Raw genomic sequence first — 17,342 nt, forward strand, 5'->3', positions numbered from 1 at the left:
GATGCCTGCTGCCAAGTTCAAGTCTTTCACCATTAACATCCTGCTGCCGCTGGCCCTGCTGCTCTGTCTGTCTGTCTGGGCCCTGGTGGCCAATTATCAATGGCTGGCGCTCACGGCCGCCAATCACTTATTGGCCGACTATGATATTCACCTGGAGGAACTTGAGCTGAAGTTCGACAGCCTGGAGGAGTGGCACTTCCCCCGGCTGAAATTTAGCATCAAGGACAACCGCATCGAGCTGCAGGATCTGCGCATCGGCCTGGATACCTCCCCCCTGGCGGCACTGCCTTTTGCCTTGCCGCAGTTCGACACGAGTCGGCTCAAGCGCATCACCTCGGGTCCCATGCAGGTGTTACTGGGCCAGACACTGTTTCAGGACAGGGGCCAGGCCTTGGATGAACAGGGACCGGCATTGGCGCTGGATCTCGGCAGCTTGCCACAAATCCACCTGGGCCGGACTCGCTTCAGCCTGGCAGGCGTAGCGCCAGAGGACTTCAGCCTGGAGATGGAAAGCCTGCGCCTCAACCGGGCGCAGCAGCTGACCACGGCATTGAAGTTCGGCGACCGGCCATTGCTGCAATTGCACGCTCAGCTGGATGAGGAGTTGTGGCGGCTCGATACCCGCCTGGACACGGACACACTGTACCGGCTCGCCCTCGCCACCAACGCCCTGGCACTCAAGAGCCCCTTGACCGACAGGCTCGCCGCCGCCGTCGCAGTGCTCGAGTCCCATGACATCCGGCTCGAAGGCCAGCTGGTTTCCCGGCTGGCGCTGACACTCAAGACGGCCGAGCTGAGCAGTCACCACAGACTGATGGCCGGCGCCCTGACCCTGGGGCAATTCGACCACCTCAGGCTGGCACCCGAACCTGAGCTGGCGTTGGCCATTTCCGGGCGTTTGGGTGCACTGCAACTGACGCTCGAGCCCGTCGCCATGGCCCTGAGACCGAGTCGGGCGGGACGCAGGGCCCTGCTGGCCTTGCTGGTCCCAGAGATAGAGGGGGATAAGCTGGACTCGCTGCTGCACGCTCTCAGCAGCGGAGCCGAGGCGTCTGAGTCCGAGCCTTCTAAGGGCGACACAGGAATGTCGACTACAGCCGACCTGGGCCTCAGGGTCACACTGCCGACCCGGATGCAACTGCCACTGGCCAACATGGGAGCAGCGGCGCCACTGCTCCTGGAGCGGCTTTCCCTCGAGTTGCTCAACAGCCGCATCCAGACCAAGCTGGAGATGTCCGAACTGAGCTACTCGGTCCAGCAGGGCCTGAGCGGCCATTGGGCCTTAGGGCTGAAGCGGGCCAAGCACCTGGCGCTGACGGACTTATTCCCCTCACCGGCCGCCATGCGGCTCAGCCTTGGTGGCGGCCATCTGCAGGCCAGCGGCGAACTGGCAGTGACGGCGCAGCAAGCCAGCCTGTCGCTCACCGAGGGGCTACTGGCGCTGGAGGATATCGAGGTGCGCCGCCAAGGCGAGCGGACGGCCGCAGAGCCGCTTCCAATCGCTGGCCCTGTTCCTGACTCTGGCTCTGGCCCTCAAAATACAGCGACTCAACCAGCGCCGGCAGCGGCAACAGGCTCGACTGTGACCCAGCAGAGTCTGAACATAACCAAAGCCAGGCTGAAACTGAGCCCATCGAACTTAACCTGGACAGACAAGCGGCTGAATTTACACGCAGCGCCGCCGCGGTTGACCTTGACGGACATCGCCTTCAAGCAACAAGTCTTTGCCGCGCCCCAGGCTCAGGTTCAAGCCCAGGTTCAAACCCAGGCGCAAACCCGGGAGCATGGCCCCTGGCTGACCGACGGCATGACAGAAGGCATCACAGCCAACCTGGCCGAGGCCAGACTGGCATTGGCCCGGCCGCTCAGGCTCAGCTTGGATACCCAGGTGGCCGGCGTCGACGCCCTGCTCGCGCAACCATGGCAAAATGACCTGACACTGAGCCTGAACGAGATAACCTCGGACAAACAGCAGCAACTTAAACTCAGGCTGAAACAACAGAGGTTGTTTAGACTGGCACACCTTAGCCTGCAACAGCAGTTGCAATGGCAAGGCCAAGAGTTACGCGGCAAGGAACATTGGCAACTGGATGACCTCAAGCTCGACAGTCGCCATACCCTGACGCTGATGCCGACGGCCGATAGCGACTTCGAGCTCTCGGGCCACTGGCAAATGGACAGCAAGCTTGCCGACTTGTTGGCGCTCTACCGCCGGATTGCGCCACTGCCTGCCGAGCTGGAGTTCAGCGGCCAGAGCCGGCTCAGCGCCGATGTCCAGCTGCGCCACGGCAGTAAAGACACCCTGTTCGCCATCCAATTCCAGCCTAAGCTCCAGCAAGTCTACGGCAACCTGGGGCAGATACTGCTGCATGATGGCGACGCCGAGGCCAGCTGCGAATACCGGCTGGAAGCCAAGCATGAACGGCCAACGGCAGCCGATACCGGCAATGCCAACAGCCGCTTGGACTGTGCCGATATGAATTTGACCATAGGCAACCTGGATCTCGGCGTACCCGTCACCAACCTGGCGCTGCATGCCGGCATGTCGCTCAGCAAAGATCCAACCCAGGTCGCAGACAATTGGCTCAAGCGCCTCACAGGCCTGAGCGATGTCGACCTCAAACTCACCGCCAGCGGTGACCTGCTCGGCGGCCAATTCCTGCTGCCTACATTCAAGCTGCAGTTGAAAGAGAGATCCCACGCCTACCTTATGCTGCAGGGGCTGAGCCTGGAGGAACTGCTCACCCTCTTGCCCCAGCAAGGGGTACATGCCGACGGCATCTTCGACGGCGTCCTGCCGGTCGACCTGGTCGATGGCAGAGTCAGCGTCAGCGGCGGCCGACTGGCCGCCAGGCCACCGGGCGGCCTCATCGCCATCAAGGATAATCCCGCCATAGAGCAGATGCGCCTGTCGCAACCCTATCTGGATTTTGCCTTCTCGGCCTTGGAACACCTCAACTACAGTCAGTTGAGCGGCAGTTTCGATATGACCCCCGCCAGTGATGCGACCATCAAGGTGGAAGTGAAAGGTCGTAGCCTGGGTATTGAACGTCCCATCCACTTGAACTACTCTCAGGAAGAGAATATGTTGCAACTATTCAGAAGCCTGCAAATAGGCAACGATCTGCAGGACAGAATCGAACAATCCGTGAAGTAAAAGGAAACGTCAGTGAAGACAATGCCATTTCAACGCCTCAGTCTGGGTGCCCTGTTCGCCCTCTCGCTCCTGCCCGGCTGCACGCCTACGGTCAAACTCGAGCCACCGGACAAGCCGATAGTGATCAACCTGAACGTCAAGATTGAGCACGAGATAAAGATCAAGGTAGATAAAGAACTCGACGAGTTACTGAGCAACGAGCAACTTTTTTGATACAGGTATCGGATTGAGGAGTCACAGATGAAATCAAGATTATTATTACTCGCTGCGGGTTTGTTGCTGAGCCTGAATGCCTTCGCCATGTCACTGCAGGAAGCCAAGGCCATGGGCTATCTGGGTGAACAGCTCAACGGTTACCTCGGCCTGGTCCATGCCAACGGTGAAGCCAAGGCTGTAATGGACGAGGTCAACGCCAAACGCCGGGCCCACTACGAGATCATCGCCAAGAAGAACAAGATCTCCGTCGACGATGTCGCCAGACTGGCCGGCGAGAAAGCCATCAACGCCAGTGACAAGGGCAATTATGTCCAGGACGCCAGCGGCAAGTGGATAAAACGCTAGCATTATCATCAGGTTGAAGTAGCGAATAACACACAGGGCCCGCAATTGCGGGCCCTGTTTTTAATGCCGGATTTGTCCTGCCCGGTTCAGAGACCCGAGAGACGTTTTCCAAACGAAATGGCATAGGCCGCAGATCTGGCTCGCAGCACTGGATCTGGAGTCGCCATTATGCCATCGGCCAATACCAGGGGGTCGAAATTGATCGGTTCGCAGCTGCCGTTGGTCTGATTCGAGGCCGATGTCAACGCCAGCGTGCCTACCTGCACTTTCAACCTATCCTCGGGCCATGGCTTGCTCGCATCCACCTCAGAGTCGCCGGCCTGTCCCAGGGTGATGAACATATCCCATTTCACCGGCCCGGCCTGGGTTCGCTCGATCAGGGCATTCTCCAGGAAATCTGTCTCTCCCTTGTTCATTTCTGCGTCAGTCAATGGCCTCATGCCATCCTGGGGCTGAAACTCCCAGCGCACCAAGGTTTGCTTATCGGTCTTATCGACAAATTTAAAGGCATGCAGGCTGTAATAAGGGGCATTGGCATAATTGGCCGGCGGATTATGGCTGCCGATGAAGCTGCTCATGCCATGGAAGTCGGGATGCGACTCCCTGAAGAGCTTCATCTTCTCGGGATCCGGTTTCCCGGTTTTCTCGTCAGGCGCCAGCGCCACCAATAAATCGTAAAAAGTGCCGGGGACAGAGGCACCAAATACGGGGACGTTGAGCATGGTCATGTGCTGCAGCTCTTTTCCCAGCTTGAATTCCAACGCCATACCTCGCCCCCCCTTATCCGAGTCGCTGGCATGGGGGTTGCCGCCGCCCAAGGAGAAACGCGCCACCACAGGGATAGTGGTGCCGCTAAACAACGCCGAACGCGAGTATTGCGCCCCAGCCTTCAAACCGACGAACTCACCGCTGGCACAGGTGCCCTTGGTATGATTGCGTCTCTGCCCAGGAGTAACACCGAAAGCCTTCTCCATCGCCGCGATCATTTGATTGGGATCCACTGGGTCGGCAGCAAACGCTTGCGCCGCCATGCCTAATCCCGCCGCACTGGCGAGGACTAACAAAGACGTGAATTTCTTGTAACTGCTCATGGTTATTTCTCCTTTGGGTATCTGGTCACTGCTCGTCATTATTCATTGTTGAGGTGCAAAACGTCTTAACCTGCGCCGTTATGTATGTCGCCCCAGACGCCCGTGATGCCTCGACACAAGACCCTGGATACCCAGGTTTTGTTGCACAGTGCCGGCATAGTTAATTTTTGCCAGCAGGACTAACAGGACCTAAACACAAACATCACGACTCAGATACCTCACGGGATACGGCTATACAAAAAGGCAGCCCAGGCAATACATGCGCTCCTGGAGCAGGATTGACAGCATGAGGCCCTATACAATGGACTCTAAATAGCTATAGCAGCAGTAAGGAGGGCCTGCTGGGAATTATTCATCCCTAAAACTTACGAATGCTAAACCGCCCTAAGTTGCCTTAGGTGGGGTACGGCAATCAGCACAGGAGAGGTTCAACAGAAAATTTATTCTTCAATCTCAGCAGATTAATGGCTGGCAAGACGATGACCGCCTCCAGCGGTGTCAGGAATAAACAGGAAAGCACACTGGCCTTGACTCCCAGGGTATTCACCGCCAGGCCAGACGCCAACGCCTGCCTATGCAATTTAATATTGGCGGCCAATAACACCAGGCCCAAACCGCACAGCAAGAAGAGATAACAGGCAGAAAAAGCCCTGGTGTCCGGGCCAAAATGATACATGGCGACCACAAGTGACAGCGCCAGCCAGATACAGGTACTTCACCAACAAATAACTTTTCACTGGCTTTCCACGATGCCCGAAGCCGGTCATCCGTGGTAGAAACACCCCTTGGGTGGCGCACCGAAGAGCGGCATGGCGGCTTGCATCTGTTCCTTGGGAAAATTTGCCACTGATTGCGTGTGGGACTCGACGGAAAGCCATTTCTCGAGCACCACAAAGCGGTTTTTATCGTCGGCGCTTTGCAACACTTCACACAGTTCACAGCCCTCGGAGGAAGAGATATGAGGGATGAGGGACTTGAGAAAAGCAAAGAGTTCATCCGCTTTTCCCTCTGCGGCGACAAATTCATTGATGCGTGTAATGGCCATTATCTTTCCTTTATGATTGTGCCTATGGGCTCGCTGCCTCACCTACCCGGCCGCCATATCTCGAACTATTAGCCCGCATTGAACGGCCCGGATTGTTCGCCCTAAGCTACTGGGATTTAATGGTCTTCTCAAGCACTTCGATGAAAAATAAGGCTCGAGGCCGGATATCTGCGCGCTATGCCTGGCAGTCATGGCCAGGCAGTAAACGAGGGAGACATTGCCATGACCTCTGGATACAGGACTCCCCAACCAAACCCATGGCAGCAATGAAAAAGCCCGCATAGCGGGCTTTTTTAGTCCATGACTGTCGGACGCGGTTTAGCGCACCGACACTGGCACTAGCGGAAGCTGAGCTCTGCCGTGTCTGTCAGGCCGTCGTTATCTTTGACCATCAGCTCGACCCGGTTCAGGCCGCGCTTGGCGAAGCGCCACACGATAGCGCCGTTGGCACGGCGACCGTCGTTGAAGGTCCACTTTTGTTTCTTGAGGTAGCCATCTTCGTCATAACTGGTCGAGATGAACATGTCTACCAGCCAGAGGTTGATGTGCTGGATCTGCGCCACGGGGGCCTGCTGCTGCGGCGCGACCACCACGCTGATGCTCTGGGACACACTATGGCTCAGGCCATCGTTGTCCGTCACCGTCAGGGTCAGCTGATAGTCACCGGAGACGGCGTAGCTATGGCTCAGGGTCGGCGTCGTGGCGACTGTGCCGTCACCCAGATCCCAGAGGAAGTCGACCAGCTCGCCATCGGCGTCGCTGGAGGTCGATGCCAGAGTGACGGTTCCCCCTTCTTGCGTCAGGCTGAAGCTCGCCACGGGTGCCACTTTGGCGGGCGCCAGTGCCAGGGAGATCACCACAGGGTCGTGATCCGATGAGCGATACGCATCGGCAGCGTACAAGTCTGTCAACTGCTGCGCCGACTTGAACTCCTCGTTGTAATCTAGGATGCGTGGCTCGTCGGTGTTGATATGCCATTCGGTGACATCGACTATCTTGTCCACCAAGTCACCGCTGGCAAGGGCGTGATCCAACTGGCCCGATTCGCCGGAGAACACGTAGGAATAGGCATCGACCTTATTCAGGTGCTCGAACAGTTCGGTGAAGTCCGCCTGTTTGAAGGCGGTCAGCGGATCTTCCTTGGCGTAGGAGTTGAGATCGCCGATGATCAGCACGCCCTGCTCTGGATACTGCTCTGCCAGCCAGATCCCGGCGGCCTTGGCGGCGCGGCTACGGGTCTGATTACAATTGCCCTGACCGTCGTTGACATCAGGATCCCCGAGTGCGGCGCAGTCGCTGCCCTTGGACTTGAGGTGATTGACCGCCAGTACCAGGCTTTCCTCGGATCCGGCCACGCTGAAGGCCTGGGTCAGGGTCGGACGGTTCTTGCCGTCGTCAAACAAGGGCTTGCCGGTTTCATCCAGCGGCGAGTTGGCGCTGGAGAGGATGGCGGCGGCGCCATTGGGGGTGACTTTGTCGGCCCGGTAGATGATGCCCACGCTGATGGCATCCGTGCCTATGGCGGCAACACCCGGATCTATATAGCTGTAACGCGCTTCGCCTATGGCGGCATTGAGGCCGGCGACGAGATCGGCAATCGCCGAATTGGCGCCGAAGCCATCATTTTCGATTTCCATCAGGCCGAAGACATCGGCACCTATGCCGACCATGGCACTGACAATTTTCGCCTTCTGACGATTGAACTCACTCAGGGTATCGGCGCCGCGGTCGGTCGGGAAACCCGCTCCCTGGCCATCACCATTGAAGTAATTCAACACGTTGAAGCTGGCCACCTTGAGATCGCCCTCTGTGATGACAGGCTCTGTGGTGCGCGCATTGGCGGTGACGAAGTTGACCGTCTCGGTCGGCATCACACGATACTTGCCGAAACCATAGTGCATCACGGCGTCAAGACCTGTGATCTTGTCACCGACACGCACAGTGTTGGCGGCGCTCAGGCCAGGTGCAGGATAACCTATAGGATCCGGATTCTGGGCGGTCAGGCCATCGTCGAGCAAAATGCTGTCATTGGCGTTGGCGGCGCTGACGGCCAGGGCCGCGGCACCCGGACTGGCGACCTGAGTCCCGATGAAGTGGCGTTGGCTGCCGAGGCTGATTTCACCGTAACGCCCCAGGTTATAGACTTCGTTCACCACCAGAGGTTGGCTGAAGCTGACGCCCATGCCTTCGAAAGCCTCGAGCTCGGAGGGCGCGGCAAACGGCAGGCTAACCTGTGCCGGCGTCGGTAGCGCCTGGTTGGCGGCACATAAGCTATGCTCGGTCACAGAGGTCAGCTCGGTCAGGCCCTGGTACTCGGTGACCTTGGCCTGCAGCCGTATTCTGTCGCCCGGCTGATAGCCGGTGGCGGCGTTGCCCGTGTAGACGAATACCCCTTCCGAGGTGTGCGCGTCCGCGTCTGTCTCGGCATCGGCCATCTGCAGGAATAGCCCCTTGAGACCGGCTTCCTGGTTACTGACCACTATGGCTTCGACAATCACTGTCTGGCCATTGAGTGGGCTGAGATCCGTCGCCCCCTGGATGGCGTGGATCGGGGTCGAAGTCTCGCCGCACACCAAGGTTCCCGGCGTTGGGTCCGGATCGGTTGGATCTGTGTTGTCTGCGCTGAATTTGCCCAGATCTGAGATGTCATCCTTAAGGAAGCCCTGCCAGCTGCCGAGGGTCACTTCGTCGTCTGTCTGGGTGTCGGCCACCAAGAGTGCCGGATCCCGGCGCAGGGTGTTGTCCTGGGTAGATAGGTCGCCGGCACCCCATTCGCTGCCGGGATCTTCTCCTATGCGGCCCAGGCTGTCTATGACCTGGGTTCCGGAGCTGAGCACTATGGCATCGTCGCCGTTGAAGAAGCTGGCGTTGCTGACCATGTCGGCCACAGCCAGGATGTCGGCACTGGCATCGTTGTCGGCGATGACAAAGGTGGCCCCGGCCGCCAGTACGCCGCTGAGACTAATGCTGCTGCCGGCCTGGGTGTTGCCGTTGAAGTAGAAGCTCAACTGGTATTGGCTCAGATCTATGCTGGCCGAGGTAGGATTGTAGAGTTCGATGGCCTTGTTATTGCTGCTGCCTTCGACATATTCGGAAATGATCAGATTATCGGCCGCCTGGGCCAGGGTGGACGCGCCACCCATGGCCAAGACGAGTAGACTCGCTTTGGTTAACATAAAAACCCCTAAATAGTATCGTTATTGTATTATTTTTACTTTAACCAGAGGTACTTGCCTCTGGTTAATCACTGGTTCATCCAAAAACCAGCCGACACTATAGGGTAAAGAGGTTACAGATAGGTTTCAATTGTTAACTTAAGCATGATCCGCTAAAAGCACGCCAAGCCAAAGTACAAGATCACAGCTTGACGAAATTTTCATCCAACAGACTGATGAGTAACAGTTCGCCATTCTGTTTAAGCTTGAACTCACCGAACCTGGCAACGGCAAAATGACTGCCCTGACCCTCTTCGAAGAAGAAGGCGTTGGATGCCAGTTTTATCAGGCCATGACGCAACCTGAACTGCACCTTGAATTGAGCCGGCTGCAGCGGCTGGCCCAGGTACAAGCCGTCGAACTGGCCTACTCTGTCGGCATCGAGCCGCACCAAGAGCACACCGTCCGTCTGGCCCTCGGCCAATTGGGCAGCGACCTCGCCGGCCATGGCATAGTTGAGCGCCATATAATCGCCCTGCATCAGGGAGCGGGGATCGACCGGCGCCAGCTCGAACCTGATGTCCAGGCCTTCGGCCAGCAGCCTCTCCTTCTGGTATATGCCCCAGTTCACCGAAGCGAGGACCAGCAACGTGCTGACACACACCCATAGACTCAGGCGTTTCGCCGCGGCCGCACTCAAGGCTGCGAGTTCAATCATGGTTGCCTCCCGGCGTCTTGTGGGCCAGGCTCCACTGCATCAGGCCGCGGGCGCCGAGCAATGCCGCCCCGAAGCCGGCCAGGTAGAGGGATTTTTCCATCAAGTCGACCCGCAGCGAGTAGTAATAGCCGCCGATAAACAGCAGGCAACTGAGCACAGCCAGGCAGATGAGCCCCCTCTCCTTGAAATAGAGCCCCAGGATGAAGACACAGACGGCCGCCGCTAACCCAGCCATGGGCACAGACAGTAGCCCCACCCCGGCAACGGCCATCAGGACCAGGGCCCCTTGACGGCTGCCGAGCCCCAATCCCTGTTGCGCCAGGGCCTTGAGGCCCAGCAGCAAGATCACCCCAAGACTCAGCAGCAGGGATAAATACCACTGCCAGTCATGGTGCAGCAGCGGCGCCAACAGCGACCAATCCATGCCCTGGGCATGCTGCTCGCTTACCCCTTGGCCATTGAACAGGTAAGGCAGTTGGATGAAAAGCACCCACAGCGCCAGCCCATACCCCAGGACGCGTCCCCGACGGTACTGCAACCCCCAGTGGCTCAGGGTTAACCACACCAGGGCCAGCAAGAGGACGGTCAGCGCCGGTGCCAATGCCAGCGCGCCGTACTCTTGCAACAGACCCGTGCCGCAGGCGCAGAGGCCGAGTGCCGTGATGAACTGGTGTGGCGTGTGGGAGATGAGCATCAGATGCAGCGCCAGAACCAATGCCATGCCGCCGTACCAAGGCACAGACAAGTGCATGTCCAACAGCTCGAACAGGCCCCATCCCAAGGCGATCAGACCACTCAGGTTAATGGCGAGCGCCAGCTGAGAGGCAAATTCCCGCGCGGCGCTGACGGGCGAGCGATAGAGCCACAGGCCCAGCAGGCTATAGAAGCCTCCTATGCCGATGATGGCGCCCGTGTCTATCTCGTCCAACACCAAGAGCAGCAAGCTGGTCATGAAACCCAGCAGGAAGGAGGCCGCCATCCAGGCGGCGATCAGCTGCAATAACACCAGGTACCAGGGAGATGCCGGCGCCACCTCGGGTTCATCCCCTTTGACCCAGCCCAATTGCAGCAATTCCTGCCACAGGCGCGCCGCGCTCTCCCTGCCGCTGTAACCGGCGCCGGCTTGGGGCTCAGTCATGGTCCGTCTCCCTTAATGTCACACTGAACTCAAGTTGCAATCTTCTCAGCCATTGGGTCAGCAGGGTGCTGCCCCCTATCATCACCATGGCCAGCACCAAGCCGCCGCCAACGGGTTCCGAATCCTCGAACAAGAGGCGCATCAGCAAGGCGGTGATGACAGTGATCAGACTGAAACCGCCGAGGGCCAGAGGATACAAGTGTTTAATCTTGAAGCGATACCAGCCAAATCCCAGGCCGATGACCAAAGCATAGACTAGGATGTTGAGTTCCCGCCCCTGGGGCTCGAACAGGGCGTGGATGCATAGCCAGCTCAGCATCACCAGGGCGGCGCAGAGCGTCAGACGTTCGGTTAACGGCGCACGGCAGCGCGCTTGCCCCAGGCGGGCGCCAATGAGAAACAGCAGGTGCATGGCGCCATTCACCAGCGTCAGCGCCCACAGCAACTGCTCTTCATTCAGCACCAGGCCAAATAATCCGCCGAAGGTATGGTAATAGAGCAGCAGCGCCAGATTGCTGAGGGCCGCGATCAGCAACCACAGCAGATCCAGGCCGACGAGCCAGGCCCAGGGCAATAAACACAGGGCCCAGAGGGCGAACAATTGCCAGGGATCGGCACCCGTTTGATAGGTCTGCCCCACCAGCGCCAATAAGGCACCGACCAGTATGGCGGCGCCCAGCAGCGCCACCTTGGCGCCCTGGGTGCCTATGCTGCTCCCGGCGGGAGCGGAACGGGCAGCCTGGCTCAACCAGACAAACAAGGCCACGCACACCAGGAGCGCGGCCTCCACCAGAGCAAACTTGGCGAAGCGCCCCATGGCATGCCAGTTATAGGCGAAGAAGAACACCAGCGCGCTGCAGATGCTGAGCATCCCCAGCCACAGCAGCAGGGCCGAGATCCCCCGGCGCCAACCGGCAGAGGTTTGCGGCCGAATGCTCAGTGCCAGCACCCGGTCGATATGCTCGACCGGCAGCTTGCCCTGCTCCAGCCATTGCCATAGATGCACAGATGCACAGATGAGAGGTGAGAGATGAGAGATGAACCTGCCCATGGTTGTCGTCCTTGCTGCATGAGGGACAGAATGCCTTTCCCTGTCCAAGATTAAGCCAATTGTTGCTGTTATCAGCCCCTGATATCAGCATCCAGATATCAGGCTAGCACAGCCAATGGAGAAAGTGGACCTACAGCTGGGATGCAAACTCGCCATGCCGATAGGCTGTAAGCATTTACCTCATGAATAAACCCGCGAGACACAAGAGGCAGATCAACAGCAGGCTCATGCCTTGGTACCAGGCCAGCCAAGCGTCCCCGGCACGGTTCAGGCGCAGCAGATAAAGCTGCCAGATGACGAATATGCCGTAGATGAGTGCCAGAAACAGCACCAAGGCGAAGGAATGCATACTGGAGACCAGTGCCAGGCCGCAGGCCCACAGCACCAGTGCCGACAGGAGGAACAGAACCGAAATCCAGTGATACATGCAATGCAGCATCTGCTTGGCAGTATCATGGAGCTGAGACTGCACCAACGGCGCCAGGACACGAGATTTCATCACGGTCAACTGCAACAAGCTCAGCAGCGTCGCCAGGATGGCCGCCAAGATAAAATAGACATTGATCATTTCACTTCCTCGGTCTGCGCCTCTGGCCATCCTCAGGAGACAGACGTGGCTTATTTTTGGACTCAACAGAGCGGCTGGCAACGCCCGCGACCGGGCAACACAGCTTCCCCTCGGGCCTGCATCAGGCTCTCCCTAAGAGACAGGGCTAACGGCGCACTTGTTACACCCAGAGTCAAAAAAAGGAGCCCAGGGCTCCTCAATATCAAGCAGCTGTCTCAAATAACTACTTCAAGCAGCTATCTCAAACAGCTATTTCAAATTCAAACAACGGGTTCAAGGTACCGGCTCAAGCCCAAATACAGGCCATTCCACGGAGCGGCGCCATAGCCGGCCCCTTTCGCCGGAAGCCACAGGCACTTAAAAACCAGTCACATGGTCGCCATGCTCCAGTAGTCCAGGCGTTTTTCCGGGTTGCCAAGCACTGTCTTGCATCTGTCTTTGTATTGGCCCATGAGGCTGGCCAAGCTGCTGGACCCTGCCAGGGTTTGGATCTGTTTCGCTTTGGCATCGGCCACGGCCTGAGTCACCACGGCCGCAGGCCGGTACTGGCTCGCCAGGGCAACGGCATCGGCGGCCGAGGTTTTCAACCTCTCTCCTACCGCCTGCATCTGCGGCGCATTCATGGCGGCTATGGCTTCTGAGCTGATCTGGTAATAGGCGGCGCATTCGATCAACTCGTTGCTGAAGGCGATTTCCGCTTCGTTGGCCGCCTGTACACTCAGACTCAATAAGGCACTGATGCCCAACAGCGCCTGGGCGAGAAATGACAACTTATTGGGTATTAACATAGTGAGATGTCCTGGATTCAAATTGTCGGAAAACTTAAGCCAGTTAAGAGGCGATATCAAGCTCATAGACAAAATATTTGTCGTTGCGCGCAAACCCCAGGGCCTCATACAGGCCCTGGGCCCTCAGATTATGCTGCTCGGTTTCCAGCATGATGCCGGCGACCCCATGACGGCCGGCATAGGCGATCACCGCCTGCAGCAGCGCCCTGCCGATGCCGACACAACGGGCATGCTGAGCCACGAACAGATCGTTGAGGATCAGGATAGGTGCGAGTTTGAGGGAGGAGAAGCTGGGGTAAAGCTGGGCGAAGCCCAAACCCGAGCCCTGATTATCGGTCGCGATAAAAATGACAGAAGAGGCCTCCTGCAGCCGCATCTCAATGAACTGCCGCGCCCTCGCCGGCTCGTCCGCCTTGCCGTAGAAGATGCGGTACTCGTTGAACAGGCCAGCGATCTCTTCGCTATCCCCGGGTGTTGCCTGTGCTATATGCCATGCCATGAATCTAAGCTTCCCTCTGTCATGGAGTAAGAGACATTACTCCTTGTGTTGCAGCAATCTGAACTGCAGATTGGCTTTCACCGCCGGCCACTCCGAGTCCAGAATGGAGAAGACCACAGTGTCCCTGAGGCTGCCATCTTTGAGTATCTTATGGTTTCTCAGCACCCCATCCTGCTTGGCGCCGAGGCGGGCTATGGCGTTTCTTGAGGCCTGATTGAACCAGTGGGTACGAAACTCCACTGCGATGACGCCTAAGGTTTCAAATGCATAACCGAGCAACAGGAGTTTGGTTTCTGTATTGATGCCGCTGCGCTGGGCACTCTTGGCGTACCAGGTATAACCTATCTCCAGACGACGATTGGCTTGATCCCAGGAACAGATACGGGTCGAACCGACCACCAAGCCCGAAAGCTTGTCACGCACGGCGAAGGCCAGCGACTCGCCCAAGGATTCGGATTTCATGGCCTCCTGTATATAGGCCGCCATCTCATCCGGATGCGGCACGCTGGTATACCAGAGCTCCCACAAGGCGCCGTCTCGGGCGGCCAGACTCAGAGCCGCGGTATGCTCCAGCGTCAACGGCTCTAGCACGACCCTTTCACCCGACAAACAGGCGTGCAGATTAATCTCAGTCAAGCTATCTCTCCTCAAACAATGATGTCTGTTTGTATCAGATTAACATTAAACTTTGATTAAAAAATAACATTATTTTCATGGGATTGCGATAGGAGGTCGGTCAAATGTAACAAAGAGGAAAAAGAGGACCCTTGCCCTTGCCAGCCTGAGGCCGTGGCTCTCGGTGGCTAGCCGTGGCTCTCTATGACTCACAGGGCCATGGCCTGGATGGTTCAGAATCCATGCACGCTGTTACTGACCCTAAACCAGCCGGCAATGCTGTTACGCACCGCCAGGGTTTCCCTGACTTCGTGGGGAAATTGCTCGCTGAGGAAGATCACCAGCGTCCCCATCTTGGGCGCTATCCTCTGCAACTCTGTACCCGCCTCGTCGAACAGCACCAACTCGCCCTTATGTTCGGCTTGCCAATGGGGATTGAGGAAACATACGGTACTCAAAATACGGTTTTGGCTGCCCTTGAGCGCATCCAGATGTTTGCGGTAGAAGGCTCCTGGGCGATAGACGGCATAATGGCTTTCATAATCGAACAGGCCCATAAACAAACGCCGATTGAGGCCATCCTTGAGCTGAGCCATGAGCGCCAGATAGGCACTGTCCGGCTGCTGCGAGGCATCGAGCCAACTGATCACATCCGAACGTATCTCGGGGTTGAGCTGCTGCTCAATCCCGCGTCCTATGGCGGCCGGCCTGAATTCATTCAGTGCCGCTGTCTGCATCTTTTCCAGCAGGGCCTGGGTCACACATGTGGGAATGGCATCGGCCAGAGAGACATAGCCCTTATCGGCCAGCGCATCTGCAATCACATCCAGCACAGCTTCACTCAATTGCGAAACCATCATTGCTACATCCAAAAAGAGACTACGCTTTTGCTGTACTCAAGGGCCCGTGGGGAAGATTCCGAGCCTGATTTTCGAGGGGCGTCATTAAAGGATAAAGGTCATCTATCCCGGTAAAAAAACTGACGGAATTTTAGGGTAAAGTCCCGCCAAAGACAACTAAATTAAATCTTTGTTTATCAGGTGTTTAAACCTAATGTATAGAGTTCCACTTCGTCATCTTCCGGCGTCAGCTGCAAATAATGCTCGAAACTCAAACCCAGCTTGAGCAGAATGGTCTTCGAAGCCTGGTTATGGGGGCTGACAATCGCCAGCAGTTTGTCGATTCCCAGGGCCTTAGCATGGCTCAGGGTTGCCCTTGCCGCTTCCATGGCATAGCCCTTGCCCCAATACTGGGGCAGGAAGGCATAGCCTATGTCGACATGGGGCAACGCCGGACGCTTTATCAGGCCGCAGATGCCGATCACCTCACCACTAGTTTTCAGCTCCACCCGGTACAGACCGAAACCGAACTCGGCATAGCTGGCCATGGGTCCCTGGGCGATATAGTCGCTCGCCTGCGCCAGGGTGCGCACCCCGCGATCGCCGATATTGTCCAAAAATCCCTGGCTGTTGAGCAGCGCCAAGATGAAGTCGGCATCGCTGCACTCGAGCCGCTTAAACACCAATCTGTCTGTATCAAAAAGAGTCATCTTTTACCTCATGCCTGGATGCTGCCCGGCCAGCCTATCTGGTCGCAGCTCCTATCGTCCATATCAATTCATATAAATGACCAAGCACCAGGCAACCCTACCCAAGGCGGCCGGTTAAAGGTAGCGGGCGAATACGCTGCCATCCTTGGTCGCTTTGATGGGCGCCTTGACCGCAGGCGTGCCCAGATAGAGGAAGCCCACAATCTGATCTGCCGGGGTCAGGCCGAGTCGCTGTTTCACCAGGGGATCGAAGGCGAAGTCCCCGGTACGCCAGACGCCACCCAGTCCGAGGGCAAACGCCGCCTGTTGCATCGCCATGGTGGCACAACCGGCAGCAATCTCCTGCTCGATAACCGGCACCTTGGGGTGGACCTGAGTCTTGGCCACCACAGTGATCACCATGGGCGCGCGAAACGGCATGCCCCTGGCCTTGCGCAACAAGTCCTCATCCGCGCCCTGGGCCTGTGCCGCCTCGACATAAATGGCCGCCAGCCGTTCCAGCCCTTCGTCCCTGGCGATGATAAATTCCCAGGGCGTCAGACCGCCGTGATCCGGCACCCTGGCCGCCGCATCGAGAATGATTTTAAGCTGGCGCTCATCCGGCGCCGGTGCCGTTAGCCTGGGGGTGGATTGGCGGGTAAGCAGCAGTTCTTGTGCGTTCAACTTATTGTCCTTACAGAAATCTCATTGCGCTCGAGAATAACAAATTGCCGGCCAATAAACATAAAAATCCCACCGCCAAGGGTGGGATCATGGCTAAATAACGCCAAGGCCAAGTCGACCCAGGCATCTAAGCGCTAGCCGGCAATCCCATGACGCCTGGCGATGACATGGTCCAGGCTGGTATAACGTCCACCGCCCAGCACCAGCAGCGCCAACAGCATGATGAAATAAGTGGCGGCAAACTCTATGCCGTTGTTGAGCACCACGAAGTTGCCCGAGCCGGTCAACCACTCGTAGTTACCCTGTTGCTCCAATATTTCCCTGGCTCTGGACAAGCGCTCCACCGAGCCCATCACCCTGTCATTGGCGAGCCAGGAACCGGGATCTGCTATGGCCAACCAGCCATTGGGCCAATGCACGGTAAAGGCCGCCACCAGCATGGTGATCATCAACGGGATGCTGATGAGCCGGGTCGCCAAGCCGAGCAAGAGCAGGATGGAACCGAAAAACTCGGTTCCGGCCGCCAGGCCCGCCATGACTTCCGGCATGGGCAGGCCCAATCCCCAGTCTGGATTACCGAACCAGGCCGCAGTGTCTTCGAAATGCGTCAGTTTTTGGTAGCCGGCCTGCATCAGCACGGGTGCCAGATAGAGCCTCAGTGCCAAGGGGGCCAGGCCGTCGATGCAGCGGATCATGTTGAGAAACGTCTGATATAGGGGGGCTAGTTGCATGCTGACCTCTTCA

Annotated in this window: 18 protein-coding genes; 3 read left to right on the forward strand and 15 right to left on the reverse strand. The window is 57.7% G+C overall.

Annotated features, from left to right (window positions below; all coding sequences use genetic code 11):
• Position 1: 1 nt before the first annotated feature.
• Genes HC757_RS03595 through HC757_RS03605 form a run of 3 tightly spaced genes read left to right on the forward strand, consistent with a single transcriptional unit; the run spans position 2 to position 3,718 of the window.
• On the forward strand, positions 2 to 3,157 hold the full coding sequence (locus HC757_RS03595; RefSeq protein WP_169562941.1) for an intermembrane phospholipid transport YdbH family protein: 3,156 nt from the start codon (positions 2 to 4) through the stop codon (positions 3,155 to 3,157).
• A gap of 21 nt (positions 3,158 to 3,178) precedes the next feature.
• A complete protein-coding gene (locus HC757_RS03600) occupies positions 3,179 to 3,370 on the forward strand; it encodes a YnbE family lipoprotein (protein WP_211164282.1) in 192 nt (63 codons plus the stop codon).
• A 27-nt stretch (positions 3,371 to 3,397) separates the two neighbouring features.
• The gene (locus tag HC757_RS03605) at positions 3,398 to 3,718 is read left to right on the forward strand and encodes a YdbL family probable chaperone protein (protein WP_169562943.1); all 321 of its coding nucleotides are present in this window, start codon (positions 3,398 to 3,400) and stop codon (positions 3,716 to 3,718) included.
• 86 nt (positions 3,719 to 3,804) lie between these two features.
• Here HC757_RS03605 and HC757_RS03610 read toward each other — a convergent pair whose 3' ends face one another.
• The 15 genes from HC757_RS03610 to HC757_RS03680 all read right to left on the reverse strand — a co-directional run bounded on the left by HC757_RS03610 (position 3,805) and on the right by HC757_RS03680 (position 17,329).
• On the reverse strand, positions 3,805 to 4,809 hold the full coding sequence (locus tag HC757_RS03610; RefSeq protein ID WP_169562944.1) for a catalase family peroxidase: 1,005 nt from the start codon (positions 4,807 to 4,809) through the stop codon (positions 3,805 to 3,807).
• Positions 4,810 to 5,221: 412 nt separating this feature from the next.
• Entirely contained in the window at positions 5,222 to 5,485 is a 264-nt protein-coding gene (locus tag HC757_RS03615; protein WP_169562945.1) for a hypothetical protein, read from the reverse strand.
• An 87-nt stretch (positions 5,486 to 5,572) separates the two neighbouring features.
• On the reverse strand, positions 5,573 to 5,854 hold the full coding sequence (locus HC757_RS03620; protein ID WP_169562946.1) for a putative quinol monooxygenase: 282 nt from the start codon (positions 5,852 to 5,854) through the stop codon (positions 5,573 to 5,575).
• A 338-nt stretch (positions 5,855 to 6,192) separates the two neighbouring features.
• Complete coding sequence (locus HC757_RS03625) at positions 6,193 to 9,030, reverse strand: ExeM/NucH family extracellular endonuclease (RefSeq protein WP_169562947.1); 2,838 nt, start codon at positions 9,028 to 9,030, stop codon at positions 6,193 to 6,195.
• Positions 9,031 to 9,211: 181 nt separating this feature from the next.
• The gene (locus tag HC757_RS03630; protein ID WP_169562948.1) at positions 9,212 to 9,727 is read right to left on the reverse strand and encodes a GDYXXLXY domain-containing protein; all 516 of its coding nucleotides are present in this window, start codon (positions 9,725 to 9,727) and stop codon (positions 9,212 to 9,214) included.
• Entirely contained in the window at positions 9,720 to 10,865 is a 1,146-nt protein-coding gene (locus tag HC757_RS03635) for a DUF4401 domain-containing protein (protein WP_169562949.1), read from the reverse strand. The genes HC757_RS03630 and HC757_RS03635 overlap by 8 nt, the downstream gene beginning before the upstream one ends.
• Positions 10,858 to 11,916 carry a DUF2157 domain-containing protein gene (locus tag HC757_RS03640; RefSeq protein ID WP_169562950.1) on the reverse strand — a complete coding sequence of 353 codons (1,059 nt, stop codon included), beginning with the start codon at positions 11,914 to 11,916 and terminating at the stop codon, positions 10,858 to 10,860. The genes HC757_RS03635 and HC757_RS03640 overlap by 8 nt, the downstream gene beginning before the upstream one ends.
• A 175-nt stretch (positions 11,917 to 12,091) precedes the next feature.
• Positions 12,092 to 12,484 (reverse strand): hypothetical protein, encoded by a 393-nt coding sequence (locus tag HC757_RS03645; RefSeq protein ID WP_169562951.1) that lies wholly within the window; start codon positions 12,482 to 12,484, stop codon positions 12,092 to 12,094.
• A 368-nt stretch (positions 12,485 to 12,852) separates the two neighbouring features.
• Positions 12,853 to 13,272: a hypothetical protein gene (locus HC757_RS03650; protein WP_169562952.1), complete on the reverse strand. Its 420-nt coding sequence runs from the start codon at positions 13,270 to 13,272 to the stop codon at positions 12,853 to 12,855.
• Positions 13,273 to 13,315: 43 nt separating this feature from the next.
• On the reverse strand, positions 13,316 to 13,771 hold the full coding sequence (locus HC757_RS03655; protein WP_169562953.1) for a GNAT family N-acetyltransferase: 456 nt from the start codon (positions 13,769 to 13,771) through the stop codon (positions 13,316 to 13,318).
• 36 nt (positions 13,772 to 13,807) lie between these two features.
• Positions 13,808 to 14,407: a GNAT family N-acetyltransferase gene (locus HC757_RS03660; protein WP_169562954.1), complete on the reverse strand. Its 600-nt coding sequence runs from the start codon at positions 14,405 to 14,407 to the stop codon at positions 13,808 to 13,810.
• Positions 14,408 to 14,619: 212 nt separating this feature from the next.
• Positions 14,620 to 15,243: a 2OG-Fe(II) oxygenase gene (locus HC757_RS03665; RefSeq protein WP_169563325.1), complete on the reverse strand. Its 624-nt coding sequence runs from the start codon at positions 15,241 to 15,243 to the stop codon at positions 14,620 to 14,622.
• Between the two features lie 179 nt (positions 15,244 to 15,422).
• Entirely contained in the window at positions 15,423 to 15,935 is a 513-nt protein-coding gene (locus HC757_RS03670; protein WP_169562955.1) for a GNAT family N-acetyltransferase, read from the reverse strand.
• A 114-nt stretch (positions 15,936 to 16,049) separates the two neighbouring features.
• Positions 16,050 to 16,598 carry an NAD(P)H nitroreductase gene (locus HC757_RS03675; protein WP_169562956.1) on the reverse strand — a complete coding sequence of 183 codons (549 nt, stop codon included), beginning with the start codon at positions 16,596 to 16,598 and terminating at the stop codon, positions 16,050 to 16,052.
• A gap of 134 nt (positions 16,599 to 16,732) precedes the next feature.
• Positions 16,733 to 17,329 carry an HvfX family Cu-binding RiPP maturation protein gene (locus HC757_RS03680; protein WP_169562957.1) on the reverse strand — a complete coding sequence of 199 codons (597 nt, stop codon included), beginning with the start codon at positions 17,327 to 17,329 and terminating at the stop codon, positions 16,733 to 16,735.
• Positions 17,330 to 17,342 lie beyond the last annotated feature (13 nt).

Source organism: Shewanella salipaludis, assembly GCF_012911865.1.
Classification (GTDB): domain Bacteria; phylum Pseudomonadota; class Gammaproteobacteria; order Enterobacterales; family Shewanellaceae; genus Shewanella; species Shewanella salipaludis.

Excerpts from the sequence above, each read along its gene's own strand:
- HC757_RS03595 (WP_169562941.1), top strand. The coding sequence starts at position 2 with ATGCCTGCTGCCAAGTTCAAGTCTTTCACCATTAACATCCTGCTGCCG.
- HC757_RS03600 (WP_211164282.1), top strand. The coding sequence starts at position 3,179 with ATGCCATTTCAACGCCTCAGTCTGGGTGCCCTGTTCGCCCTCTCGCTC.
- HC757_RS03605 (WP_169562943.1), top strand. The coding sequence starts at position 3,398 with ATGAAATCAAGATTATTATTACTCGCTGCGGGTTTGTTGCTGAGCCTG.
- HC757_RS03610 (WP_169562944.1), bottom strand. The coding sequence starts at position 4,809 with ATGAGCAGTTACAAGAAATTCACGTCTTTGTTAGTCCTCGCCAGTGCG.
- HC757_RS03615 (WP_169562945.1), bottom strand. The coding sequence starts at position 5,485 with ATGTATCATTTTGGCCCGGACACCAGGGCTTTTTCTGCCTGTTATCTC.
- HC757_RS03620 (WP_169562946.1), bottom strand. The coding sequence starts at position 5,854 with ATGGCCATTACACGCATCAATGAATTTGTCGCCGCAGAGGGAAAAGCG.
- HC757_RS03625 (WP_169562947.1), bottom strand. The coding sequence starts at position 9,030 with ATGTTAACCAAAGCGAGTCTACTCGTCTTGGCCATGGGTGGCGCGTCC.
- HC757_RS03630 (WP_169562948.1), bottom strand. The coding sequence starts at position 9,727 with ATGATTGAACTCGCAGCCTTGAGTGCGGCCGCGGCGAAACGCCTGAGT.
- HC757_RS03635 (WP_169562949.1), bottom strand. The coding sequence starts at position 10,865 with ATGACTGAGCCCCAAGCCGGCGCCGGTTACAGCGGCAGGGAGAGCGCG.
- HC757_RS03640 (WP_169562950.1), bottom strand. The coding sequence starts at position 11,916 with ATGGGCAGGTTCATCTCTCATCTCTCACCTCTCATCTGTGCATCTGTG.
- HC757_RS03645 (WP_169562951.1), bottom strand. The coding sequence starts at position 12,484 with ATGATCAATGTCTATTTTATCTTGGCGGCCATCCTGGCGACGCTGCTG.
- HC757_RS03650 (WP_169562952.1), bottom strand. The coding sequence starts at position 13,272 with ATGTTAATACCCAATAAGTTGTCATTTCTCGCCCAGGCGCTGTTGGGC.
- HC757_RS03655 (WP_169562953.1), bottom strand. The coding sequence starts at position 13,771 with ATGGCATGGCATATAGCACAGGCAACACCCGGGGATAGCGAAGAGATC.
- HC757_RS03665 (WP_169563325.1), bottom strand. The coding sequence starts at position 15,243 with ATGGTTTCGCAATTGAGTGAAGCTGTGCTGGATGTGATTGCAGATGCG.
- HC757_RS03670 (WP_169562955.1), bottom strand. The coding sequence starts at position 15,935 with ATGACTCTTTTTGATACAGACAGATTGGTGTTTAAGCGGCTCGAGTGC.
- HC757_RS03680 (WP_169562957.1), bottom strand. The coding sequence starts at position 17,329 with ATGCAACTAGCCCCCCTATATCAGACGTTTCTCAACATGATCCGCTGC.